Raw genomic sequence first — 23,189 nt, forward strand, 5'->3', positions numbered from 1 at the left:
CCGCCGCACTGTCGGACGGGTGGAGGCGGGGCGGGGATGGTTGCGGAAGTGTCGGAACAGGTCGTAGGCGTACGGGAGTTGGACGCGTCCGGGATCGGTCCCGACGACCTCCCGGACGGTCTGGTGGTCGCCGACGAGACCGGCCGCATCGTCTGCTTCAACGCGGCCGCCGTACGCATCAGCGCCGTGCCGGCCGCCCTCGCGCTGGGCCGGCCGCTCGTCGACGTACTGCCGCTGGAGGACCTCAAGGGCCGCCGCTGGTGGACCCTCACCGACCCGTACGGCGGGCTCGCCATCCGGGGCGGCCAGCCGGAGCGCAATCTGCTGCTGCCGGGCGGGCGTGAGGTGCTGGTCTCCGCGCGGTACGTACGAACGAAGCCGTGCGGTCCGGTGCGCCGCGTCGTGGTGTCGCTGCGCGGGACCGAGGCGCGGCGGCGCACCGAGCGCAGCCACGCCGAGCTGATCGCGACGGTCGCCCATGAGCTGCGGTCGCCGCTGACCTCGGTGAAGGGGTTCACCAGGACCCTGCTCAGGAAGTGGGAGCGCTTCACCGACGACCAGAAGCTGATGATGCTGGAGACCGTCGACAACGACGCCGACCGCATCGCCCGGCTGATCGCCGAACTCCTCGACATCGCCCGCATCGACACCGGACGGCTCGAACTGCGCCGTCAGCCCGTCGATGTCGCCGCCGCCGTCGGACGGCATGTTCACGCACGCATTTCGGCAGGTCAGGCCGCCGACCGGTTTCTGGTGCAGATCCAGCACCCGCTGCCGGACCTGTGGGCCGACCCGGACAAGGTCGACCAAGTGCTCGGCAACCTGTTGGAAAATGCGGTGCGGCACGGCGAGGGAATGGTCACCATTGAGGTGGCACCCGCCACCGGCAAGGACGACGAGAAGGGCACGGCCGTGACCGTCAGCGACGAAGGCCCGGGCATTCCCGAGGAATCGCTGAGCCGCGTCTTCACCCGTTTCTGGCGGGGCAGCAAGCGGGGCGGCACCGGTCTTGGGCTGTACATCGTCAAGGGCATCGTCGAGGCGCACGGCGGCACGATCACGGTCGGCCGCGGGCCCGGCGGTGGCGCCGAATTCCGATTTATCCTGCCCGTCGGGGCCCCGGCCTATCTGGCCTGAGCCGCCCTCGGGCACCTTCGCCTCCCCTGGCCCTTTAGACTCGACCTTTGGCACCTTTGCGTCCTCACACGTGTCGAGCGGGGCCGCCCACCAGCCATCGGAAGTACGGGAAGAGATGTCCGCACCCAATAAGTCGTACGACCCTGTCGAGGTCGAGGCGCTGAAACCCGAAGAGATCGAGCGCATGCGGGACGAGGCGCTGGCCGCCTTCGAGGCCGCCGCCGACCTCGACGCGCTGACGCACGCCAAGACCGCGCACACCGGGCCCACCTCGCCGCTGTCCCTCGCCAACCGCGAGATCGGCGCGCTCCCGCCCCAGGCCAAGGCCGAGGCGGGCAAGCGCGTCGGCATGGCCCGCGGCGCCGTCAACAAGGCCCTCAGCTCCCGGCTGACGGTCCTGGAGGCCGAGCGCGACGAGCGCGTGCTGGTCGAGGAGGCGGTGGACGTCACGCTGCCGTACGACCGCACCCCGGCCGGCGCCCGCCACCCGCTGACCACCTTCATGGAGCGCGTCGCCGACGTCTTCGTGGCGATGGGCTACGAGGTCGCGGAGGGACCCGAGGTCGAGGCGGAGTGGTTCAACTTCGACGCCCTGAACTTCGTGCCGGACCACCCGGCCCGGCAGATGCAGGACACCTTCTTCGTACAGGGCGCGGGCGGCGCCAAGACGGACGAGTCGGGTGTCGTGCTGCGCACGCACACCTCGCCCGTGCAGGCCCGCGCGCTCCTTGAGCGCCGTGAGCCGCCCGTGTACGTCGTGTGCCCCGGCCGCGTCTACCGCACCGACGAGCTCGACGCCACGCACACCCCGGTCTTCCACCAGATCGAGCTGCTGGCCGTCGACGAGGGCCTGACCATGGCCGACCTGAAGGGCACCCTCGACCACATGGTCCAGGCGCTCTTCGGCGAGGGCATGAAGACCCGGCTGCGCCCCAACTACTTCCCCTTCACCGAGCCGTCCGCCGAGATGGACATGGTCTGCTACGTCTGCCGCGGCGAGTCCGTCGGCAACCCGGACCGTCCCTGCCGCACCTGCGGCAGCGAGGGCTGGATCGAGCTCGGCGGCTGCGGCATGGTCAACCCGAAGGTCCTCACGGCCTGCGGCGTCGACCCGGAGAAGTACAGCGGCTTCGCCTTCGGCTTCGGCATCGAGCGGATGCTGATGTTCCGGCACAACGTGGAAGACATGCGAGACATGGTCGAGGGTGACGTGCGTTTCACTCGGCCCTTCGGGATGGAGATCTGATGCGGGTCCCGCTTTCCTGGCTGCGGGAGTACGTAGACCTCCCCGCCACCGAGACCGGCCGTGACGTGCAGGCCAAGCTGGTGTCCGCAGGTCTGGAGGTCGAGACGGTCGAGCAGACCGGCGCCGGCCTCAAGGGCCCGCTGGTCGTCGGCCAGGTCCTGACCATCGAGGAGCTGGAGGGCTTCAAGAAGCCGATCCGCTTCTGCACGGTGAACGTCGGCACCGCCAACGGCACCGGCGAGCCGCAGGAGATCGTCTGCGGCGCCCGCAACTTCGCCGTCGGCGACAAGGTCGTCGTGGTCCTCCCGGGCGCCGTCCTGCCCGGCGACTTCGCGATCGCCGCGCGCAAGACGTACGGCAAGACCTCGCACGGCATGATCTGCTCCGGCGACGAGCTGGGCATGGGCGACGACGGCACGCACGGCATCATCGTGCTGCCGATGGAGTACGAGCCCGGCACGGACGCCATCGAGCTGCTTGAGCTCGTCGACGAGGTCCTCGACATCGCCGTCACCCCCGACCGGGGTTACGCGCTGTCGATGCGCGGCATCGCCCGCGAGGCGGCCACCGCGTACGGCCTGCCGCTGCGCGACCCGGCGCTGCTCGACGTGCCCGCCCCGAACTCGTACGGCTACCCGGTGAAGATCAGCGACCCGCAGGGCTGCGACCGCTTCACCGCGCGCACGGTCACCGGTCTCGACCCCGAGGCCCGCTCGCCGATCTGGATGCAGCGACGGCTGCAGAAGGCCGGCATGCGCCCGATCTCGCTCGCCGTCGACATCACCAACTACGTGATGCTGGAGCTCGGCCAGCCGCTGCACGCCTACGACCGCTCGCGCGTCCAGGGCACCATCGGTGTCCGCCGTGCCGAGCAGGGCGAGAAGTTCACGACGCTCGACGGCGCCAAGCGCGTCCTCGACGCCGAGGACCTGGTCATCACCGACGACCGCGGGCCGATCGGCCTCGCGGGCGTCATGGGCGGCGCCAACACCGAGATCGCCGACGTCGAGACGGACGCGGAGACCGGCGAGGCGCGCGGCACCACCGACGTCGTCATCGAGGCCGCGCACTTCGACGCGCTGACCATCGCGCGTGCGTCGCGCCGCCACAAGCTGACCTCCGAGGCGTCCAAGCGCTTCGAGCGCGGTGTGGACCCGGCGGCCGGTCCCGCCGCCGTCCAGCGCACCGTCGACCTCCTCGTCCTCCTCGCGGGCGGCACCGCCGACGCCGGGGTCACCGAGGTCATCGCGCCCTCCGCGCCCCGCTCGATCTCCATGCGGGCGGACCACCCGGACCGCGTCGCGGGCGTGCTGTACGGCCGCGAGACCGTCGTGCGCCGCCTCCAGCAGGTCGGCTGCGACGTCTACGGCTCGGACGAGCTCGTCGTGACCGTGCCGTCCTGGCGGCCCGACCTGGCGTTCCCGAACGACCTGGCCGAAGAGGTCATCCGGCTGGAGGGGTACGAGAACCTGCCCTCCACGCTGCCGACCCCGCCCTCGGGCCGCGGCCTCACCGAGCGCCAGCGGCTGCACCGCCGCATCGGCCGCTCCCTGGCGGGCGCCGGTTACGTCGAGGCGCTGAACTACCCGTTCGTCGGGGACGCCGCCTTCGACCAGCTCCAGCTGGCCGCCGACGACGCGCGCCGCAACACCGTCAAGCTGGTCAACCCGCTCGCCGACACGGAGCCCGCGCTCCGTACGACGCTGCTCCCGGGGCTGCTCGGCGCGCTGCGCCGCAACGACGGGCGCGGTGCGCACGACCTGGCGCTCTTCGAGACCGGACTCGTCTTCCTGCCGTCCGGCGAGGAGACCAAGGCCGTACGGCTGCCGGTCGACCGCCGTCCCACGGACGACGAGATCGCGGGCCTCAACGCCTCGCTGCCCGCCCAGCCCCGGCACGCGGCCGCCGTCCTCGCGGGCGCCCGCGAGCAGGCCGGCTGGTGGGGCAAGGGCCGCCCGGCGACCTGGGCCGACGCGATCGAGGCCGCCCGCGGCCTGGCCCGTGAGGCCGGTGCCGAGCTGCTCGTCGCCGCCGCCGTGAACGCGCCCTGGCACCCGGGCCGTTGCGCCGCGCTGTCGGTCGTCGTGGACGGTGCGGAGCAGGTCATCGGGTACGCCGGTGAGCTGCACCCGCGCGTCATCAAGGCGATGAACCTCCCCGAGCGCACCTGCGCGATGGAGCTCGACCTGGACGTGCTGGAGAAGGCCGGCCGGGGTGCGCTGCAGGCGCCCCGGATCTCCACCTTCCCCGTCGCCACCCAGGACGTCGCCCTGGTCGTCGACGCCGACGTGACGAACGTACGGGTGGAGGACCTGCTGCGCGAGGGTGCGGGTGAACTCCTGGAGGACATCCGCCTGTTCGACGTCTTCACCGGTGATCAGCTCGGCGAGGGCAAGAAGTCCCTGGCGTACGCGCTGCGCTTCCGCGCCGCCGACCGCACGCTCACCGTCGAGGAGGCCTCGGCCGCCCGCGACGCCGCGGTGGCACTCGCGGCCGAGCACACGGGAGCCGTACTGCGCGGCGCGTAGGGGGCGGTACGCAGCGGCGATGGTGCAGGCGTGTCACCGCTGTTGAGCGCGTTACCGAGGGGCACATCCGGGACACGGGTGTGCCCCTCACTCATTTGGGTGAGATGGGCGGGCGATGTACGCATCGCGGCACGAACGATAGACAGAATCATTCCGGCCGACCGGCCGCGCCGCTGCGAAGTGCTCCGAGGGGGCCGTCAGGAATGATCAGTCAGAGGGCGGGGCTGCGCCACAGGCCGCGGCGGCGCATCGGGGTGGTGCGGTGCCCACGGACGGGACAGTGCATCCGCCGCGGGACCTGTTCCGCCCGGTACGCGCTCGGTGCCGCGTTCCTCGGCCTCTGGCTCGCCGCCGTCGTCGCCCGGGAGCTGTCCCGCCCGTTCCCGGACCTCGTCACCTGCGGGTGCTTCGTGCTCGGCGGAGTGGCCCTGGGGGTGGGGGTGAGGATCGGGCCGCTGCGGGAGCTGCGCCGGATCAAGGAGGTCGCGCGCGCCGCCCAGGAGGTGCTGCTGAGACCGCTGCCCGCCCGCCTCGAAGGCCTCGCCCTGGCCGCAGGACAGCTCTCCGCGAGTCAGGGGGCCGTCGTCGGCGGCGACCTGTACGAGGTGATGTCGACCGCGCACGGGGTGCGGGTGGTGATCGGGGACGTACGGGGGCACGGCCTCCCGGCGATCGGGGCGGTCGCCGCCCTGCTCGGCAGCTTCCGCGAGGCCGCCCACGACGAGCGCGAACTCGGGGGCGTGATGCGGCGGTTGGAGCGGGCCCTGCACCGGCATCTGCGCGAGCGCGCCCGGGACGAGCAGCCGGCCTCCGCGGCGGCGGAGCCGGAAGGACCGCAGGCCGAGGAGTTCGTCACCGTACTGCTCCTGGAGATCCACGCGGACGGCGAGGTGCTGGCCCTCAACTGCGGTCACCCGTGGCCCTACCGGCTGCGCAGGAGCGCCGAGCCCGTCGTCGGCGGGGATCCGCTGCCGCCGCTCGGTCCGTTCCCGCTGCCCGCCGAGCTGCCCGCGCAGCTGTGCGTCACGCTGCTGCCCGGGGAACTCCTCGTACTGCACACCGACGGCGCGGAGGACGCCAGGAACGCGGACGGGGAGTTCTTCTCGCTGCGGTCCGCGCTCACCGGGGCGGCGGCCGAGCTGCCGGTGTCGCCCGTCGCGCTCGTCGCGGGCGTACAGCGGGCGCTGCTGCGGCACACCGGCGGGCTGGTGTGCGACGACGTGGCGCTTGTGGTGCTGCGCAACGACCGGCTGCGGGTGCCCGTGCAGGGCACGGCGGCCTCCCGCCGCCAGCGCCCCGAACCCTCGCACCGCTGAGGGGAGTTCGGGCCGAAGGGGGTGCGGCCCGGCGCGGCTGCCGTCCGTCCCGCCGCGGAAGGTGCAGGTCAGCCGGGCGGGACGGACGGGGGTGGGATCGGGCCGCCGCGCTGATGGAGGGGGGAGCCGGCGGCCCGGCCGCCTCTTGCGAGGCAGTTAAGTCAACCGGTTCACGGGGTGCGGCGGGAGTGGGTGAGGGGCCTGGATGCAGGCATTCCGTTCACTCCCCGTGTGAATACCCCGGTACTACGCTGGTGCACGACCGAGTCAGCCGGAGGCGCTCCGATGCAGCCCAATGCTCTTCTCGATGCTCTGCTGGACGAGGCCGGGGTCTCCCAGGCCGGTCTGGCCGCGCACGTCAACCACGCGGGAGGGAAACGGGGGTTGGCGCTGCGTTACGACCACACGGCGGTCCGCCGATGGCTCAAGGGGCAGCGTCCACGAGGTCAGGTGCCCGACCTGATCTGCGAGGTGCTCAGCGCACGGCTGCACCGGCAGGTGGCGCTCGACGACATCGGACTCGGCGGATTCCAGGGCGAGTTGGTCTCGCCGGGCAGCAGCTCCGGCTCCTCCCTCTGCGGATTCGTGGAGCGGGCCACCGCCCTGTGGCGCTCCGACGAGCAGCAGCGCCCGCACGTCCTCGGCGCCCCCGCCGTCACGGGCACGCCGGCCGTGATGCCGGTCTGGGAGTGGGAGAACCCGCCCGAGGACAGCGACGTCTCCCGGTCCGGGCAGACCCATGTGAACCTCGCGGACATCGAGACCCTCAAGGCCGCCCGGGCGCACTACGAGCAGATGTACCGCAAGGCCGGTGGCGTCGCGACCCGCTCCCGCATCGTCGGCTTCCTCAACTCCGAGACGGCGCCCCTGCTGCGCGGCGGCTACAACGACACCACGGGGCGCCAACTGCACCGTGCCACCGGCGGGTTGGTGGCCATCGCGGGCATCTGCGCCTACGACTCGGACGCCCAGGGGCTCGCGCAGCGCTACTTCCACCAGGCACTGCGGCTGGCCAAGGCCAGCTGCGACCGGGGTCTTGGCGCGTACGTCATCGCCCTGCTCGTCAACCAGTCGCTGTTCATGCGGGAGTACCGGCAGGCGGTCGCCTTCGCGGAGGCCGCCCTGCGCACCGCCGGGCGGGAAATCAGCCCGGCGCTCGCTGCCGACCTGTATGCGATGCAGGCCAAGTCGTACGCCCACCTCGGGGACGGGGGCAGCGCGCTCGCCTGCATCCGGCGGGCCGAGAAGGCCGCCGACCGCATCCGCCCCGGCCACGAGCCGGACGAGACCGGCTACGTACAACCGGGCCTGGTTAATGTGCAGGTGGCGGAGGCACTGCTCAGCATGGGGGACCTCGCGACCGCGCGGGAGCACGCGGCGGCGGCGGTCGACACCCGCGCACACGACCGCGGCCGGGTGCACCGGCTCGCCATCCTCACCCATGTCGAACTGCGGCAGGGGGAGGCCGACCGGGCGGTGGCCACCGCGGTCGAGATGGCCGAGCAGGCGCGGGGCATGGAGTCCCAGCGGCTGAGAGACCGGCTGCGTGCCGTGCGAGAGCATCTGGCGGCCAGCGGATGCGCCCAGGCCGACGAGGCGGCCGAAATGATCGACGGGGCTCTGCGTATTCCCCTGTAAGGGCCGCCGGGCGCTGGTTCCCCCAGCGTGCTCCCTGCTGCGATGTTGCCATCTACGTGCATCCAATTGCCGGAAGGTGGCAGAACCGTGCAGTGGACGAACCTAAACGAACAAACTGTGTATGAGAACCCGTGGTTCCGGGTGAATCTCGCGGACGTCGAACTCCCCAACGGCCGTCATCTGAACCACTTCCTCATCCGCCTGCGCGCGGTCGCCGTCGCGACAGCCGTCAACGAGGCGAACGAGGTGCTGATGCTCTGGCGCCACCGCTTCATCACCGACAGCTGGGGCTGGGAACTGGCCGCGGGCGTCGTCGAGGACGGCGAGGAGGTCGAAGCGGCAGCGGCCCGCGAGATGGAGGAGGAGACGGGCTGGCGGCCAGGACCGCTGCAGCACCTCCTCACCGTCGAGCCGTCGAACGGTCTCACCGACGCCCGGCACCACCTCTACTGGGCGGAGGGGGCCACCTACACCGGCTACCCGGTGGACGACTTCGAGTCCTCGCGCCGCGAGTGGATACCGCTGAAGCTGATCCCCGACATGATCGCGCGGGGTGAGGTCCCGGCCGCCAACATGGCGGCCGGGCTGCTGATGCTGCATCACCTGCGGCTGGGATAGCGGAAGTCCGGTGCCGGGGTCGGCCCGTGGGCCGGGGTCGGCCGCTAGTGGCCGATGGCCTGCCAGACGGCGACGGCGAGCGCGCCGAGTGCGGTGAGCGCCGCCACCGCGGGCAGCGGCCAGCGAGAGTGTTCCAGGACGCTCACGCGGGTGATCAGATCGGCGAGGTCCTTGTCGTTCTGGTCGTCACGCAGTGTGTGTACGGCGAGCCGTCCCTCGATGTGGGCGATCCCCACGTCGAGGCGGCGGCGAATCTCCGAGACTTCCTCTACGACCACGCTCTGTTCGGGGCCGGTGGTCACGATGTCCGCTCCTTCACGGGGGAGTTGGTTCAGCTGTTGTTGACGATGAGTCAACTCCCTTTGCCCGTATGGCGCGAGCGTGTGTGCGGGGCATATGCGAGCACACCCCGCACACCGCGCGCGCCCCCGCACACTCCGTGCGAATCAGGAGTGCGGGGGGCGCTGCGAAGGCATGTGACGCTGTGTCAGCCGTACGGGTAGAAGCCCGAGCCCGTCTTGCGGCCGAGCCTGCCCGCGTCCACCATCCGCTGGAGCAGCGGCGGGGCGGCGTACAGCGGCTCCTTGAACTCGGCGTACATGGAGTCCGCCACCGAGGCGACCGTGTCCAGGCCGATCAGGTCCGCGAGCTTCAGCGGACCCATCGGGTGGGCGCAGCCCAGCTCCATGCCGTTGTCGATGTCCTCGCGCGAGGCGATGCCCGACTCGAACATCCGGATCGCGGAGAGCAGATACGGGATGAGCAGCGCGTTCACCACGAAGCCTGAGCGGTCCTGGGCGCGGATCGCGTGCTTGCCGAGGATCTTCTCCACCATGGCGTGCGCCCGGCTGATCGTGCCCTCGGACGTGGTGAGGGCCGGGATCAGCTCGACGAGCTTCTGCACCGGGGCCGGGTTGAAGAAGTGAATGCCGATGACGGCGTCCGGACGGGACGTGGCGACGGCCAGCTTCACCAGCGGGATGGAGGAGGTGTTGGAGGCCAGGATGGCGTCCGGGCGGGTCACCACCTGGTCCAGGACCTGGAAGATCTCCGTCTTGACCTGCTCGTTCTCGACGACGGCCTCGATGACGAGGTCGCGGTCCGCGAACTCCCCGAGGTCGGTGGTGAAGCTCAGGCGGGCGAGCGTCGCGTCGCGCTCCTCCTCGGAGATCTTGCCGCGCTCGGCGGCCTTCGAGAGGGAGTTGTAGAGCCGGGTGCGGCCGATCTCCAGGGCCTCGCCGGTGGTCTCGGCGACCTTGACCTCAAGGCCGCTGCGGGCGCACACCTCCGCGATGCCGGCGCCCATCTGGCCGCAGCCCACTACTCCGACGCGTTCGATGTCGGTCACATCGTGCCTTTCGCTCTACGTATCCGAACCCCCGACGTTACTCCGCGTCTGCGCGGTGGCGGCCGGGAGGGGCGGGCATGCTGTGCCGGAAGGCAGGTCCGTACCGGAACGGTGAGGTGTTGTTTTGTGGGACATATCGCACGAAGGAGGCTTGTGGCGGGCGCGGTCGGCGCGCTCTCCGCACTGGCCCTGACCGGAAGCTCCGCAGCACGTACAGGGCCGCCCGCCGGACGGGAGATGCGGGGGATGTGGCTGGCCTCCGTGGCCAACCTGGACTGGCCGTCCCGCAAGGGCCTCAGCGCCGATGAACAACGCGCTGAGCTGCTGGTTCACCTGGACACCGCGGTACGCAGACGGCTGAACACGGTGGTGTTCCAGGTGCGCCCGACCGCCGACGCCCTGTGGCCCTCCCCGTACGAACCCTGGGCGGAGTGCCTCACCGGGGAACAGGGCCGCGACCCCGGCTGGGACCCCCTCGGCACGGCCGTCGAGGAGGCCCACCGCAGGGGTCTGGAACTGCACGCCTGGTTCAACCCCTACCGGGTGGCGAATCACACAGACCCCGGGCGCCTCTCCGCGGCCCATCCGGCCCGTCGGAACCCCGAGTGGATCGTCGCGTACGGCGGCAAGCTCCTCTACAACCCCGGCCTGCCGGAGGTCCGCCGCTTCGTGCAGGACGCGATGCTCGACGCGGTACGGCGCTACGAGGTGGACGCGGTCCACTGGGACGACTACTTCTACCCGTACCCGGTGGCGGGACAGACCTTCGCCGACGCCGACGCCTACGCGGCGCACGGGGCGGGCTTCGGGGAACTCGCCGACTGGCGGCGGCACAACACCGACCTGCTCGTACGGGAGATGAGCGAGCGGATCCGGGAGGTGCGGCCGGGGGTGCGCTTCGGGGTCAGCCCGTTCGGGGTGTGGCGCAACTTCGCCCGGGACCCCGAGGGGTCGCGGACCCGGGCGGGCTTCGGCACGTACGACGACCTGTACGCGGACACGCGCAAGTGGGTGCGGGAGGGCTGGATCGACCACGTCTGCCCACAGCTCTACTGGAACATCGGCTTCCCGCCGGCGGACTACGCGGAACTGGTGCGGTGGTGGGCGGCGACGGTGCGGGGCACGGGGACCGAGCTGTACGTGGGCGAGGCCCTCTACAAGGCGGGCGACCCGGCCCAGCCGGCGGCGTGGCAGGACCCCGCGGAACTGTCCCGGCACCTGACGCTGGCGGCGTCGTACCCCGAGGTGCGGGGCCACGTGTTCTTCTCGGCACGACAGGTCGGGACGGACCGGACGGGAGCGATGGAACGGGTGGTGGCGGACCACTACCGGTAACGAGGAGCGCGGGTCTCCGGGCGGAGGGGGTGAGCCGTCTCCGCTCGGCGGCCCCCTGCCCGTACGGGCACAATGCCCCCATGAGCGATGATCAGCGTCCCGTGGACATCAGCGCCCTCACCCGCCCCGGCGGCTGGACCGACCTCGACCCGGAGGGCCGCCTGGCGTGGCTGGCCGCCGTCCAGGAGCACCACTTCTCCCGGCCGGTCGTGGGCGAGGACGCCCCCGCCGGGCGTACGTACGTGATCGACGGGCGGCACATCACCGACCGCTCCGCCCTCTTCCTCGCCCTCGGGGAGGCCGTCAACGGGCCAGGCGGCTACTTCGGGGCCAATCTGGACGCCCTCAGCGACTGTCTGCGCGGCGGCTTCGGCGCGACCGCGCCCTTCGTCCTCGACTGGCCCGAATCCGATACCGCCCGCACCCACCTGGTGGCGTTCTTCGACTCCGCGCTCGACGTGCTGGGCGAGCACGGGGTGGACGTACGCCTGGGGTGAGAGCGGGCGGGCCTGCCCCCCTGCCGGGTGCTACCCGGTCAGCCCGTCGCAGGCCGTGCGCAGCCGCCGTACGCCCTCGGTGATCTCGGCGGCGGACGCCACCGCCGCGAAGCTCAGCCGGATGTGCCCGGCGGGGGCCTCCGCGCTGAAGTACGGGCGGCCGGGGGCGACGGCCACCCCGGCCCGCAGCGCGGCGGACACCACCGCGCTCTCGTCGGCGGTGTCCGGGAGGCGGAGCCACAGGTGGTAGCCGCCGGACGGAACGTGCGCGAGGCCGAGTTCGGGCAGCCGGAGACGGAGGGCGGCGGTGAGGGTCTCCCTGCGGTTCCTCAACTCCCCTGCCACGGTGCGCAGATGGCGGGGCCAGGCGGGGGAGCCGACCAGTTCGGTGGCGGCCTCCTGGAGGGGACGCGGCACGAAGAAGTTCTCGACCACCTGGATGGCGCGCAGCCGCTCCAGGACCGGCCCGCGTGCGACGAGCGCGCACACCCGGAAGCTGGGCGAGGTCGCCTTGGTGAGCGAGCAGACGTGGACCACCACCCCGTCGTGGTCGTCGGTGGCCAGGGGGCGGGGCAGCGGCCCGGCGTCGGTGTGCACCAGACGGCGTACGAAGTCGTCCTCGACCACGAACGCCCCCGCCGCGCGCGCGATCCGCAGCACCTCCGGGCGGCGCTCCGGCGACAGGACCGCGCCGGTCGGGTTCTGGAACAGCGGCTGGCAGATGAAGACCCGGGCCCCGGTCGCCCGGAAGGCGGCTTCGAGCAGGTCGGGACGTACCCCGTCGGCATCCACCGGCACCGGCACCGGCCGCAGCCCGGCGGCCCGTGCGATGGCGAGCATGCCCGGGTAGGTCGGTGACTCCACCAGGACCGGGGAGCCGGGCGGGGCGAGTGCGCGCAGTGTGGTGGTGAGGGCGCTCTGTCCGCCGGCGGTGATCAGCACGTCGGCGGCGGTGACCGCCCCGCCGATGCCACGGGCGAACCACTCGCGCAGCTCGGGGATGCCGTCGGTGGGCGGGCGCCCCCACGCGCCCGGCCGCCGCCCGGCGCGGGCGAGGGCGGCGGCCATCGCCCGCTCGGGCTGGAGGGAGGCGTGCAGATAGCCGCCGTTGAACTCGATGACTCCGGCGGCGGGCGCGGCCAGGGTCACCAGGACACCGGACGCGTCCACCGTGCGCGGTACGAGATCGGTGGCCCCGTCCGCGCTGAGCGCGACCGCCTGCCAGGAGGTGTCACCGGCCGGCCGGGACTCCTCGCGCGCCTCGGCCCGGAAGGCACCGGCGCCGGGGCGGGTGACGACGAGACCCTCGGCGGCGAGCTGCGCGAGGGCCCGGGAGACGGTGACGGGGCTGACGTGATGGCGCTCGACGAGGGCACGGCTGGACGGCAGCTTTCCACCAGGGGAGTAGCGGTGAAGATCTGCTCGGAGGACAGATGCCAGGTCGGCGACGCTGCTACGCTCATGCATGACAGCACAGAATAGCGCTACTCCCGTTCCCTCGATAGCAGTTGCGGGGCCGGAGGCTCCGGGGACGGCTGCGGCTCGGGGGACGGCCCCGACCCCTGCGGCGGGTCCCGACACCGCGCCCCTGGCCCGCAACGGCACCCTGCTCGCCGCCCTCGGCATCGTCGCCTTCTCGCTCACCTTTCCCGCCACCGCGTGGGGTCTCGAAGGCTTCGGGCCGTGGACCCTGGTCGCCGTGCGCAGCGTGCTCGCCGCGCTCGTCGCCGGGAGCGCGCTGCTCGCCCTGCGGGTGCCCGTGCCGCACCGCCGGCACTGGGGCGGCCTCGCCGTCGTCGGCATCGGGGTCGTGCTCGGCTTCCCGATGCTGACCACGCTCGCGCTCCAGACGTCCACCACCGCCCATTCCGCGGTGGTGGTGGGTCTGCTGCCGCTGACCACGGCCGTCTTCTCGGCCGTACGCACCGGGAACCGGCCCTCGCGCGCCTTCTGGGCGGCGGCACTCGCCGGAGCGGCCGTGGTCATCGGCTTCACGGTGCAGCAGAGCGGCGGGGAACTCTCGGCGGCGGACCTCTGCCTGTTCGGGGCGCTGCTGGTGTGCGCCGCCGGATACACCGAGGGCGGAGGCCTCGCCCGGGAGATGCCGGGGTGGCAGGTCATCGGGTGGGCGCTGGTCATGTGCCTGCCGGTGGCGGTACCGGTGGCGGCGGTCGCGCTCACCGTCGAACCGCTGCACCCGACCGTGCACAGCGTGGCCGGACTGCTGTGGGTGGCGATCGGGTCGCAGTTCCTGGGGCTGGTGGTGTGGTACCGGGGGATGGCCGAGATCGGGGTCGCCAGGGCGAGTCAACTCCAGCTGGCCCAGCCCCTGTTGACACTGGTCTGGTCCGTGCTGCTGCTCGGCGAGGTGCTGCCGGTGGCGGCTCCTGTCGCGGCGGTGGCGGTGCTGGTGTGCATCGCGGTCACCCAGCGGGTGCGGAGCTGACGGCAGGAGCCGGCGGCGGGAGCTGGCGGCGGGAGTCGACGGCGGGAGTCGGCCAGTATTGACACCCGGTGGTACCGGCGGGTGTCAACTCCCTTGGGCGGACCTAGACTTGGCCCCGCAGATCGGACCTCGTCCGACCTCGTCCGAGCTCAGGAGGTCAGTCCCGATGCGAGCGAGTGTGGGCGACCGGCTGTTGACACACGGCAGGATCGTGGGCCAGCAGGACCGGGTCGCGGAGATCGTCGAAGTGCTGGGGCCGGACGGGACGCCGCCGTACCGGGTGCGGTTCGCGGACGGGCGGGAGACGGTGATGTCGCCGGGGCCGGACACGGTGGTGCGGGTTCGCGGGGCGGAGGAGTGAGGTGGGGCGGGCGCGTGCGGTCGTGAGAGGGCGCGGTCCGCGTGGGGGCCGCCCCCTTGCCCACCCTTCCCCAAGCTCTTAAGGAGCAGGGGAGACCCCACTGCCCCCGGGGGGCGGCCCCGCTGCCCAAGGGGGCGGAGGCTCGTCCGTCAGTAGAAGTGCCTTAGGCGGGGCCAGAGTCGGGACCAGTGTTCGGTCGTGCCCGCGCACAGCAGGACCGCTGTGCCCTGCTCCTCGTTCTCCACGTCCCGGCCGTTGTCGACGCGGCCCACCCGGCGGCAGTCGCGGAAGAACGCCCCGGTCCCCGCCCCGGTGCCGCGCTGCTGGAGCAGGAGCACCCGGCCGTCCGCCGTGTCCGGCGGCGGGCCCCAGTCGGCGAAGCTCATGTGGCCGGAGTACGGGGTGGGGAGGCGGCGCGCGGGCCCGTACCGTACGAGGGCGCCGGCCTGGCCGTAGTTCTGCGTGAAGACGACCGACGTGGCCCGCTCGGCCTCGGGTATCCGCTGCCAGCCCGCCGCCACCGCGTCCGCCAGCTCCGGCCAGCCCACCTGCTCGCCCTGCTCCGGGTTGATCCCGACGACCCACTTCAGCTCGCTCGGCGGCAGCACCGGCAGCCCCACCGCCAGACTCATCGCCGCCGTCACCGCGACCGCCCCGGCCGGCAGCCCCCGCCGCAGCCGCCGCGTCCCGCGCGCCAGCCACTCCACCGCCGGTTCGCAGCCCGCCGCGAGCAGCACCAGTAGCAGCGGCAGCGCGTAGTACGGCTTGCCGCCCGTGCCGACCACCTGGAGGCACAGCAGCGGGTACGCCCAGGCCACCGCCCGTGCCCAGCGCGCTTCCGCGTGCCGCCACAGCCGCAGCCAGCCCGCGACGCACAGCGGAACGTACAGCGGGGAGAGGAAGAGCAGCTGCTGCGGTACGAACAGGAGCCGGTTCTCGGTGCCGTCGTCGGCCACGATGCCGCCCGCGACGGTGAGTTGGGGCCAGCCGTGCTGTTCCTGCCACCACAGGTTGGGCCAGGCGATCAGCACCGCGACCGCGATGCCGACGCCCAGCCACCCGCTGCGCAGCAGCCTGCGCGGCTCGGCGATCGCGAGCCCGCCGAGCAGCGCGGCCACCAGCATCGCCACCAGGTACTTGTTCTGCACGCCGATGCCGACGGCCGCCCCGACCGGCACCCACCACAGGGCGTCGCCGGACCGCAGCAGCCGCAGGAACAGCCAGCTGATCGCCGACCACGCGACCAGGTCGTACGTCGCCGTGGTCACCATGTGCCCCACGGCCAGCACGAACGTCGACGTCGCCGCGCACACCGCCGCGAGGGTCTGGGCCCGCCGGTCGCCGCCCAGCTCCCGCGCCACCGCGGTCACCAGCAGCACCAGCAGTACGCAGGCGAGCGTCCCCGCGACCCGCAGCCCGGCCGGGCTGTCCCCGAACACCGAGCTGAACGCCCTGGTCAGGAGCGGGGTCAGGGGCGGCTGGTCGACATAGCCCCAGTCCGGATGGTCGCCCGCGACGAGAAAGTACAGCTCGTCGCGGTGGTAGCCGTACCGCCCGGACAGCGCGGTGAGCAGCGCCGCCACGAGGACACAGACCGTGGCGGCGGGAGCGGTGGCGAAGGCGTGGAGCGAGCGGGACCCGGGACAGGGCTCGGAGCGGGGCTCGGCGAGGGGCAGACCCTTGTCGTACACGGCCAGGAGCCTACGGCCGGGACACCGCCCGCCAGAAGACCTCGTACCGCAACGAATCGGTCAACTCGGCGGGTACGAGGCGAAGTTACGCTCCTCCGTGCGCTGTTCACGCCCGTCCGCGAGGCGGAGTCAGCCTGCTCCCAGCATCTTGCGGAACAGTCCGCGGATCTCCTCGGCGAGCTCCGGCACCGGCCCCTCCACCGTGATGCCCGGTACCACCTGCTGCACCGGGAGGATCGTCAGCGGCGGTGCGCCGGCACCCAACTCGGCGAGCCATCCCATGAGCTGCTCGGACGAGCTGGCGTACGAGATCCGGCCGAGGCCCACCCAGCCGTGTGCGGCGGCGCACATCGTGCAGTGCTCGCTGGAGGTGTAGACGGTCGCGGTCCGCCGCTCCTCGGGCGTCAGGTGTGCGGCGGCCCAGCGGGCGAGCGCGAACTCGGGGTGCTGGGTGTGGTCGCCGCCGCCCACCTTGTTGCGGTCCTCGGCGAGCACCGAGCCGTCCGCGCCGACGAGTACGGAGCCGAACGGCTGGTCGCCTGCGGCCAGCGCCTCGGCGGCGAGCCGCACGCAGCGGCGCAGGTGGGTCAGGTCGGTCTCGTCGGCCATCGGGTTCTCCCTGGTGGGTCGGTACGGGCTGGGTCCTGATCGAGTCGCGGAAACTCCCTGGGATCGTAGACGGGCGTGCGGCTAACGTGACGGCACACCGACAGACGGAGACCCGCACCGCATGCCCCGCCCGCACCAACTGCCGCAGCCCGAGGTCCTCAGGACCGACCGCCTCGACCTCGTCCCCCTCGCCGCCGCGCACGCAGCGGAGATGGCCGAGGTCCTCGCCGACCCCGCCCTGCACACGTTCATCGGCGGGGAACCGCTGTCCGCCGAAGCGCTGCACACCCGGTACGTACGCCTGGCGGCCGGCTCGCCCGACCCGGCCGTCGGCTGGTTCAACTGGGTCGTCCGGCTGCGCGACGAGAACCGCCTGGCGGGCACCGTCCAGGCGACGGTCGAGGCCGGGGTCGCCGAGATCGCCTGGGTGGTGGGCACCGGCCTGCAGGGCCGCGGCATCGCGACCGAGGCGGCCCGCGGCCTGGCGGAGTGGCTGTCGAGGCAGCCGGGCATCGGCGCACTGTGCGCCCACGTCCACCCGGAGCACCTGGCCTCACAGGCCGTCGCACGGGCCGCAGGGCTGGAGCCGACGGAGAAGCGGGAGGACGGTGAGGTCAGGTGGGAGCGGCTGCTCCGGCCTGCGGACGCCGCGGCGGACGGAGTGGTGGGCGGAGCGGTGGACTGCGTGCCGGACGGGGCTGCGGACGCCGCGTCCGAAGGCTTCGTCGTACGGGTGGAGCAGGGCCGGGTACGGGGCCTGACGGCCGCCCCCGGCATCGCCGCTCACCTCGGAATCCCTTACGCCGCACCGCCGTTCGGCCCGCACCGGTTCCGGGCCCCGCAGCCGCCCGCCCCGTGGGACGGCGTCCGGGACTGCACCGCCTTCGGCCCGGTCTGTCCGCAGTCCGCGGAACTGCCAGGCGCACCCGCCTGGGCACCCGGCGACGAGGACGTCCTCACGCTCAACGTGTGGGCGCCGCGCGCCGGCGAGTGGGCCGCGGGCGTGGACGGACCGCTGCCGGTGCTCGTCTGGATCCACGGCGGCGCCTACACCTTCGGCTCCAGTGCCCAGCCCGACTTCGACGGCACGGCCCTGGCCCGCGCGGGCCTGGTCGTGGTCACCGTCAACTACCGGATCGGCTTCGAAGGGTTCGGGCACGTCCCCGGCGGCGGCGACGCCCACCCGGAGAACCGCGGCCTCCTCGACCAGGCCGCCGCACTGCGCTGGGTACGTACGAACATCGCGGCCTTCGGCGGCGACCCGGACCGGGTGACCGTCGCCGGACAGTCGGCAGGGGCGACCTCCGCGGTGAGCCTCATGCTCATGGACGAGGCGCGCGGGCTGTTCCGGCGGGTCGTCGCACACAGCGCCGTCGGCCCGTGCTTCTCGCGGGACACCGCAGCCGAGAACACCCGCTGGATCGCCGCGGCCGCAGGCGTCCCCGCCACCGCCGAAGGGCTGCTCGCCGCCTCCCCGCGGGACCTCGTCGCCGCCTCCGACCAGGTGGCCGAGACCCTCCGCCGGGACCCGGGCTCCGGTTCCCGGCACTACGACCCCGTCCTGTACGGCCCGGTCGCCGACGGCACGGTCCTGCCCGCCGACCCCCTCGCCGCACACGCCGCCGCGCCCGTCGAAGGCGTGGATCTCCTGGTCTGCCACACCACCGAGGAGTACTGGCTCCTGGACGCGGTCGGCAGCAGCGCGAAGATCACCACAGAGCCCCAACTGTCCTCCTTCTGCGACGACTTCGGCCTTCCCGGTCCCCTCGTCGAGGGCTACCGCGAGCGCATGCCGGACGCCTCCGTCCTCGATGTCTACCTCGCGCTGTTCGGCGACCTGAGGTTCGCCGAGTACAGCAACCGCGTCGCCGACGCCCATGTCGGCGCCGGAGGCCGCACCTTCCTCTCCCGCTTCGCCCGCCGCCGTACGGACTCCACCGGGCGGCCCGTGGTGCGCGCCTGGCACTGCGCGGACATCCCCTTCGCCTTCGGCAACCACCACGACCCGCACCTGGAGTTCCTCGTCGGCGGGCCGCCGACCGCGGCCGACGACGAGCTGTCCGTGCAACTGGTCCGCGCCTGGGCCGGGTTCGTGGCCCACGGGGACCCCGGATGGCCGTCGTACGACGGTACGGACGCGGGTGCGGTACGGATCTGGGGCGCGCCCACGGCGGACGGCCCGCCGCGCGAGCTGTGGCGGGGTGTGCCACTCGGCCCGGAAATGCCCTGAGCGGCAGGGGAGTTACCTCGGGGGTAATCGACGGTGCCGCGCCGGCGGGAGATCGTACTTCTGCCGGTACCGATCCCGGCCGGCCCGCACAGCGGTAGAGACCACGGATCCACGGATCCACGGAAGACGAGGACACGACCATGAGCGCCGCCTTCGAGACCACCCTCCAGCGCTACTTCGCCGCCTGGAACACCACCACCGGGGCCGACGACCTCGCCAAGGCCGTCGCGGCCGCCTTCACCGAGGACGCCGCCTACACCGACCCGGCCGCCGACGTGCGCGGGCACGCGGAAGTGACCGCCATGATCGCCGGGGCGCTCGCCCAGTTCCCCGGGTTCGAGTTCCGGCTGAGCGGTGCGCCCGACGGGCACCACGACATCGTCCGCTTCGGCTGGGAACTGGTCTCCCTGACCGACGGGTCGGCGCCGGTGGCGGGCTTCGACGTCGCCACGGTTGCCGAGGACGGCCGGGTCTCCTCGGTCAAGGGCTTCCTGGACCGGGTGCCGGGGGCCTGACGGGGCGGCCGGCCGGGGGCGGAGCCCGGTCAGGGCCCGGCCGGGGCCGCCCCCCGTCACATTCGCCGTCCGAGGATCGTCAGTCCCTTGCGACCTCATGGCGCTGACGAAGACGAGCAACGAGAGCGAGAACGAGGGCCCGATGGAACCCGTCACCACCCCACAGAGCGAACCCGACTTCCTGGCCGGGCAGTTCGAGGCCAACCGCGACCGCCTGCGCGGTGTCGCCTACCGCATGCTGGGCTCCGCCAGCGAGGCCGAGGACGCCGTCCAGGAGGCCTGGCTGCGGCTCGGCCGCCAGGAGGCGGGCAGCATCGACAACCTGCCCGGCTGGCTGACCACCGTTGTCGCCCGCGTCTGCCTCGACCAGCTGCGCTCGCGGACCTCGCGCCGGGAGGCCCCGCTCGACCCGCTCGATGACACCCACGTACCCGACCCGATCGTGCGCCGCGACGACGCCGACCCGGAGCAGCAGGCGCTGCTCGCGGACTCGGTGGGGCTCGCACTGCTCGTCGTACTGGAGACGCTGGGCCCCGCGGAACGGCTCGCCTTCGTCCTCCACGACATGTTCGCTGTGCCCTTCGAGGAGATCGCGCCGCTGGTGGACCGGACCCCGGCGGCGACCCGGCAGCTCGCGAGCCGGGCCCGCCGGCGGGTCCAGGGCACCGCGCCCGCACCGGACACGAACGCGGTACGCAGGCGCGAGATCGTCGGCGCGTTCCTGGCGGCGTCCCGGGGCGGCGACTTCGACGGCCTGCTGGCGCTGCTGGACCCGGAGTGCGTGCTGCGGGCGGACGTGGGGACGGCGGTCCCGGGGGCGTCGAGGGTGATCAGGGGGGCGCGGGAGGTCGTCTCGAACGCGCTCATGTTCTCGCGGGCGGCGCAGTTCGCGCGGATCGCGCTGGTCAACGGGGCGCCGGGGCTGGTCACGGTGATCAACGGCCGGACGATGTCGGTGATGGACTTCACGGTCGTGGACGGGAGGATCGTCGAGCTGAACATCCTGGCGGACGGGGAGCGGCTGGCGGGGCTGGACGTGAGCTTCCTGGACGAGTAGGCGGGAGGCGGCGCGTGCGGGTGCGAAGCGCCTGCGGCGGGCTGGTGCACGGCCTGCGGCCGCGCGGTCCTCAAACGCCGGACGGGCTGAATTTTCAGCCCGTCCGGCGTTTGAGGACACAGCCCGGAGGGCTGTCCGGGTCCGGGCAGCGCCCGGAGAACGGGTGAAGGGCGGGTAGGGGACCGCGCCGCAGGCAACGCCGGCCACCCACCGGCCCGCGCCCGCGAACCCCGCCCAGCCCCCCAGTCACCCTCACCCGCCCTCACGAGATATCTTGACGTCAAGCAATGTTGCAGACGTGGAGCGGAGTACCCGGTGACTGACTCGACCATCATCTATACGCACACCGACGAGGCCCCGGCCCTCGCGACGTATTCGTTCCTGCCCGTCGTCGAGGCCTACGCCTCCACGGCCGGTGTCACGGTCGAAAGCCGCGACATCTCCCTCGCAGGCCGCATCATCGCGAGCTTCCCCGAGTTCCTGAAGGAGGAGCAGCGTATTGATGACGCACTCGCCGAGCTCGGCGAGCTGGCCAAGACGCCCGGCGCGAACATCATCAAGCTGCCCAACGTCTCGGCCTCGATCCCGCAGCTGAAGGCCGCGGTCGCCGAGCTCCAGGCGCAGGGCTACGCGCTTCCGGACTACCCGGACGAGGCGAAGTCCGAGCAGGACAAGGACGTCCGCGCCCGCTACGACAAGATCAAGGGCAGCGCCGTCAACCCGGTCCTGCGCGAGGGCAACTCCGACCGCCGCGCCCCCGCCTCGGTGAAGAACTACGCCAAGGCCCACCCCCACCGCATGGGCAAGTGGACCCCGGACTCGAAGACGAACGTCGCCACCATGGGCGCCGACGACTTCCGCTCCACCGAGAAGTCCGCCGTGATCGCCGACGCGGGCTCGCTCCGCATCGAGCTGGTCGGCGACGACGGCTCCACCACCGTGCTGCGCGAGTCCGTACCGGTCCTCGCCGGTGAGGTCGTCGACGCCTCGGTCATGCGCGTCGCCGCGCTGCGCGAGTTCTTCACCGCGCAGCTCGCCCGCGCCAAGTCCGAGGGCGTGCTCTTCTCCGTGCACCTCAAGGCCACGATGATGAAGGTCTCCGACCCGATCATCTTCGGCCACGTGGTCCGCGCCTTCTTCCCGAAGACCTTCGCCCAGTACGGCGACGTGCTCACCGCGGCCGGCCTCACCCCGAACGACGGCCTCGGCGGCATCTACAAGGGCCTCGAAGGCCTGCCCCAGGGCGCCGAGATCAAGGCCTCCTTCGACGCCGAGCTCGCCGAGGGCCCGGAGCTGGCGATGGTCGACTCCGACAAGGGCATCACCAACCTGCACGTGCCGTCCGACGTCATCGTCGACGCCTCGATGCCGGCCATGATCCGCACCTCCGGCCACATGTGGGGCCCGGACGGCGGCGAGGCCGACACCCTCGCGGTCCTCCCGGACTCCTCGTACGCAGGCATCTACCAGGTCGTCATCGACGACTGCCGCGCGCACGGCGCCTACGACCCGTCGACCATGGGCTCCGTACCCAACGTCGGTCTGATGGCGCAGAAGGCCGAGGAGTACGGCAGCCACGACAAGACCTTCGAGATCCGGACCACCGGTACCGTCCGCGTCGTCGACGCCAACGGCACCGCAGTCCTGGAGCAGGCCGTCGGCGCCGGCGACATCTTCCGGATGTGCCAGACCAAGGACCTCCCGATCCAGGACTGGGTCAAGCTGGCCGTCACGCGCGCCCGCGCCACCGGCGTCCCGGCCGTGTTCTGGCTGGACGAGGACCGCGCCCACGACGCGCAGCTCATCGCCAAGGTCAAGACGTACCTCGCCGACCACGACACGGACGGCCTGACGATCGAGATCATGGCGCCGGAGAAGGCCATCGCCTACTCCCTGGAGCGCATCCGCCGCGGCGAGGACACCATCTCGGTGACCGGCAACGTGCTCCGCGACTACCTCACGGACCTCTTCCCGATCCTGGAGCTGGGCACCAGCGCCAAGATGCTCTCCGTGGTCCCGCTGATGAACGGCGGCGGCCTCTTCGAGACGGGCGCCGGCGGCTCCGCCCCGAAGCACGTCCAGCAGCTCGTCAAGGAGAACTACCTCCGCTGGGACTCCCTCGGTGAGTTCCTGGCGCTGGCCGTCTCCTTCGAGCACCTCGCCACCACCACGGGCAACGCGCGCGCCCAGGTGCTCGCCGACACCCTGGACCGCGCCACGGGCACCTTCCTCAACGAGGACAAGTCCCCGAGCCGCAAGCTCGGCGGCATCGACAACCGCGGCAGCCACTTCTACCTGGCCCTGTACTGGGCCCAGGAGCTGGCCAAGCAGACCGACGACGCCAAGCTCGCCGAGGCGTTCGGCCCGCTGGCCAAGACGCTGGCCGAGCAGGAGCAGACCATCGTCGACGAGCTGATCGCCGTGCAGGGCTCGCCGGTCGAGATCGGCGGCTACTACCAGCCGGACGCCAAGAAGGCCGCGGCCGTCATGCGCCCGTCGAAGACGCTGAACCAGGCGCTGTCCATCCTCGCCTGAACTGCCTGACGCCGCATCAACGGGGCTGCCCCGGACGGTACTTCACCGTCCGGGGCAGCCCTGTGTCCAGGTGTCCAGGTGT

At 72.4% G+C, this 23,189-nt stretch carries 19 protein-coding genes; 14 read left to right on the forward strand and 5 right to left on the reverse strand.

The features are described from left to right. Positions 1-36: 36 nt before the first annotated feature. From ACH4SP_RS32450 to ACH4SP_RS32475, 6 genes are all read left to right on the forward strand, one after another. Positions 37-1,137 (forward strand): ATP-binding protein, encoded by a 1,101-nt coding sequence (locus tag ACH4SP_RS32450; protein WP_398420185.1) that lies wholly within the window; start codon positions 37-39, stop codon positions 1,135-1,137. Between the two features lie 115 nt (positions 1,138-1,252). Next, positions 1,253-2,383 carry a phenylalanine--tRNA ligase subunit alpha gene (gene pheS, locus ACH4SP_RS32455; protein ID WP_398420187.1) on the forward strand — a complete coding sequence of 377 codons (1,131 nt, stop codon included), beginning with the start codon at positions 1,253-1,255 and terminating at the stop codon, positions 2,381-2,383. Beyond that, positions 2,383-4,911, forward strand: a complete 2,529-nt coding sequence (gene pheT / locus ACH4SP_RS32460; protein WP_398420189.1) for a phenylalanine--tRNA ligase subunit beta — start codon at positions 2,383-2,385, stop codon at positions 4,909-4,911. The genes pheS and pheT overlap by 1 nt, the downstream gene beginning before the upstream one ends. A 203-nt stretch (positions 4,912-5,114) precedes the next feature. Next, on the forward strand, positions 5,115-6,227 hold the full coding sequence (locus tag ACH4SP_RS32465; RefSeq protein ID WP_398420191.1) for a PP2C family protein-serine/threonine phosphatase: 1,113 nt from the start codon (positions 5,115-5,117) through the stop codon (positions 6,225-6,227). A 285-nt stretch (positions 6,228-6,512) separates the two neighbouring features. Beyond that, positions 6,513-7,865 carry a transcriptional regulator gene (locus ACH4SP_RS32470; protein ID WP_398420193.1) on the forward strand — a complete coding sequence of 451 codons (1,353 nt, stop codon included), beginning with the start codon at positions 6,513-6,515 and terminating at the stop codon, positions 7,863-7,865. An 87-nt stretch (positions 7,866-7,952) separates the two neighbouring features. Beyond that, positions 7,953-8,483, forward strand: coding sequence for an NUDIX domain-containing protein (locus ACH4SP_RS32475; protein WP_398420195.1), 531 nt, complete (start codon positions 7,953-7,955; stop codon positions 8,481-8,483). 44 nt (positions 8,484-8,527) lie between these two features. Here ACH4SP_RS32475 and ACH4SP_RS32480 read toward each other — a convergent pair whose 3' ends face one another. After that, positions 8,528-8,785, reverse strand: coding sequence for a hypothetical protein (locus tag ACH4SP_RS32480; protein ID WP_398420196.1), 258 nt, complete (start codon positions 8,783-8,785; stop codon positions 8,528-8,530). Positions 8,786-8,970: 185 nt separating this feature from the next. Beyond that, positions 8,971-9,831: a 3-hydroxybutyryl-CoA dehydrogenase gene (locus tag ACH4SP_RS32485; protein WP_398420198.1), complete on the reverse strand. Its 861-nt coding sequence runs from the start codon at positions 9,829-9,831 to the stop codon at positions 8,971-8,973. Positions 9,832-9,984: 153 nt separating this feature from the next. On the opposite strand from ACH4SP_RS32485, the gene ACH4SP_RS32490 reads away from it, so the two are divergent. Continuing rightward, entirely contained in the window at positions 9,985-11,166 is a 1,182-nt protein-coding gene (locus ACH4SP_RS32490; protein ID WP_398420200.1) for a glycoside hydrolase family 10 protein, read from the forward strand. Positions 11,167-11,246: 80 nt separating this feature from the next. Continuing rightward, positions 11,247-11,663 carry a barstar family protein gene (locus ACH4SP_RS32495; protein WP_398420201.1) on the forward strand — a complete coding sequence of 139 codons (417 nt, stop codon included), beginning with the start codon at positions 11,247-11,249 and terminating at the stop codon, positions 11,661-11,663. 30 nt (positions 11,664-11,693) lie between these two features. On the opposite strand, the gene ACH4SP_RS32500 is transcribed toward ACH4SP_RS32495, so the two are convergent. Then, complete coding sequence (locus tag ACH4SP_RS32500; protein WP_398420203.1) at positions 11,694-13,130, reverse strand: PLP-dependent aminotransferase family protein; 1,437 nt, start codon at positions 13,128-13,130, stop codon at positions 11,694-11,696. Here ACH4SP_RS32500 and ACH4SP_RS32505 point away from each other — a divergent pair. Then, on the forward strand, positions 13,129-14,109 hold the full coding sequence (locus ACH4SP_RS32505; protein WP_398420205.1) for a DMT family transporter: 981 nt from the start codon (positions 13,129-13,131) through the stop codon (positions 14,107-14,109). The genes ACH4SP_RS32500 and ACH4SP_RS32505 overlap by 2 nt on opposite strands. 166 nt (positions 14,110-14,275) lie before the next feature. Continuing rightward, positions 14,276-14,470 (forward strand): DUF1918 domain-containing protein, encoded by a 195-nt coding sequence (locus ACH4SP_RS32510; protein ID WP_398420207.1) that lies wholly within the window; start codon positions 14,276-14,278, stop codon positions 14,468-14,470. 149 nt (positions 14,471-14,619) lie between these two features. Here ACH4SP_RS32510 and ACH4SP_RS32515 read toward each other — a convergent pair whose 3' ends face one another. Further along, a complete protein-coding gene (locus tag ACH4SP_RS32515; protein WP_398420209.1) occupies positions 14,620-16,161 on the reverse strand; it encodes a glycosyltransferase family 39 protein in 1,542 nt (513 codons plus the stop codon). Positions 16,162-16,290: 129 nt separating this feature from the next. Further along, positions 16,291-16,770, reverse strand: a complete 480-nt coding sequence (locus tag ACH4SP_RS32520) for a nucleoside deaminase (protein WP_398420212.1) — start codon at positions 16,768-16,770, stop codon at positions 16,291-16,293. Positions 16,771-16,891: 121 nt separating this feature from the next. Here ACH4SP_RS32520 and ACH4SP_RS32525 point away from each other — a divergent pair, with 121 nt between their 5' ends. The 4 genes from ACH4SP_RS32525 to ACH4SP_RS32540 all read left to right on the forward strand — a co-directional run bounded on the left by ACH4SP_RS32525 (position 16,892) and on the right by ACH4SP_RS32540 (position 23,107). Further along, a complete protein-coding gene (locus ACH4SP_RS32525; protein WP_398420214.1) occupies positions 16,892-19,000 on the forward strand; it encodes a GNAT family N-acetyltransferase in 2,109 nt (702 codons plus the stop codon). A gap of 140 nt (positions 19,001-19,140) precedes the next feature. Then, positions 19,141-19,515, forward strand: a complete 375-nt coding sequence (locus ACH4SP_RS32530) for a nuclear transport factor 2 family protein (protein WP_398420216.1) — start codon at positions 19,141-19,143, stop codon at positions 19,513-19,515. Between the two features lie 142 nt (positions 19,516-19,657). After that, positions 19,658-20,572 carry a sigma-70 family RNA polymerase sigma factor gene (locus ACH4SP_RS32535; protein ID WP_398420320.1) on the forward strand — a complete coding sequence of 305 codons (915 nt, stop codon included), beginning with the start codon at positions 19,658-19,660 and terminating at the stop codon, positions 20,570-20,572. 315 nt (positions 20,573-20,887) lie between these two features. After that, a complete protein-coding gene (locus ACH4SP_RS32540; protein ID WP_398420218.1) occupies positions 20,888-23,107 on the forward strand; it encodes an NADP-dependent isocitrate dehydrogenase in 2,220 nt (739 codons plus the stop codon). Positions 23,108-23,189 lie beyond the last annotated feature (82 nt).

Source organism: Streptomyces sp. NPDC021093 (assembly GCF_044333135.1).
Classification (GTDB): domain Bacteria; phylum Actinomycetota; class Actinomycetes; order Streptomycetales; family Streptomycetaceae; genus Streptomyces.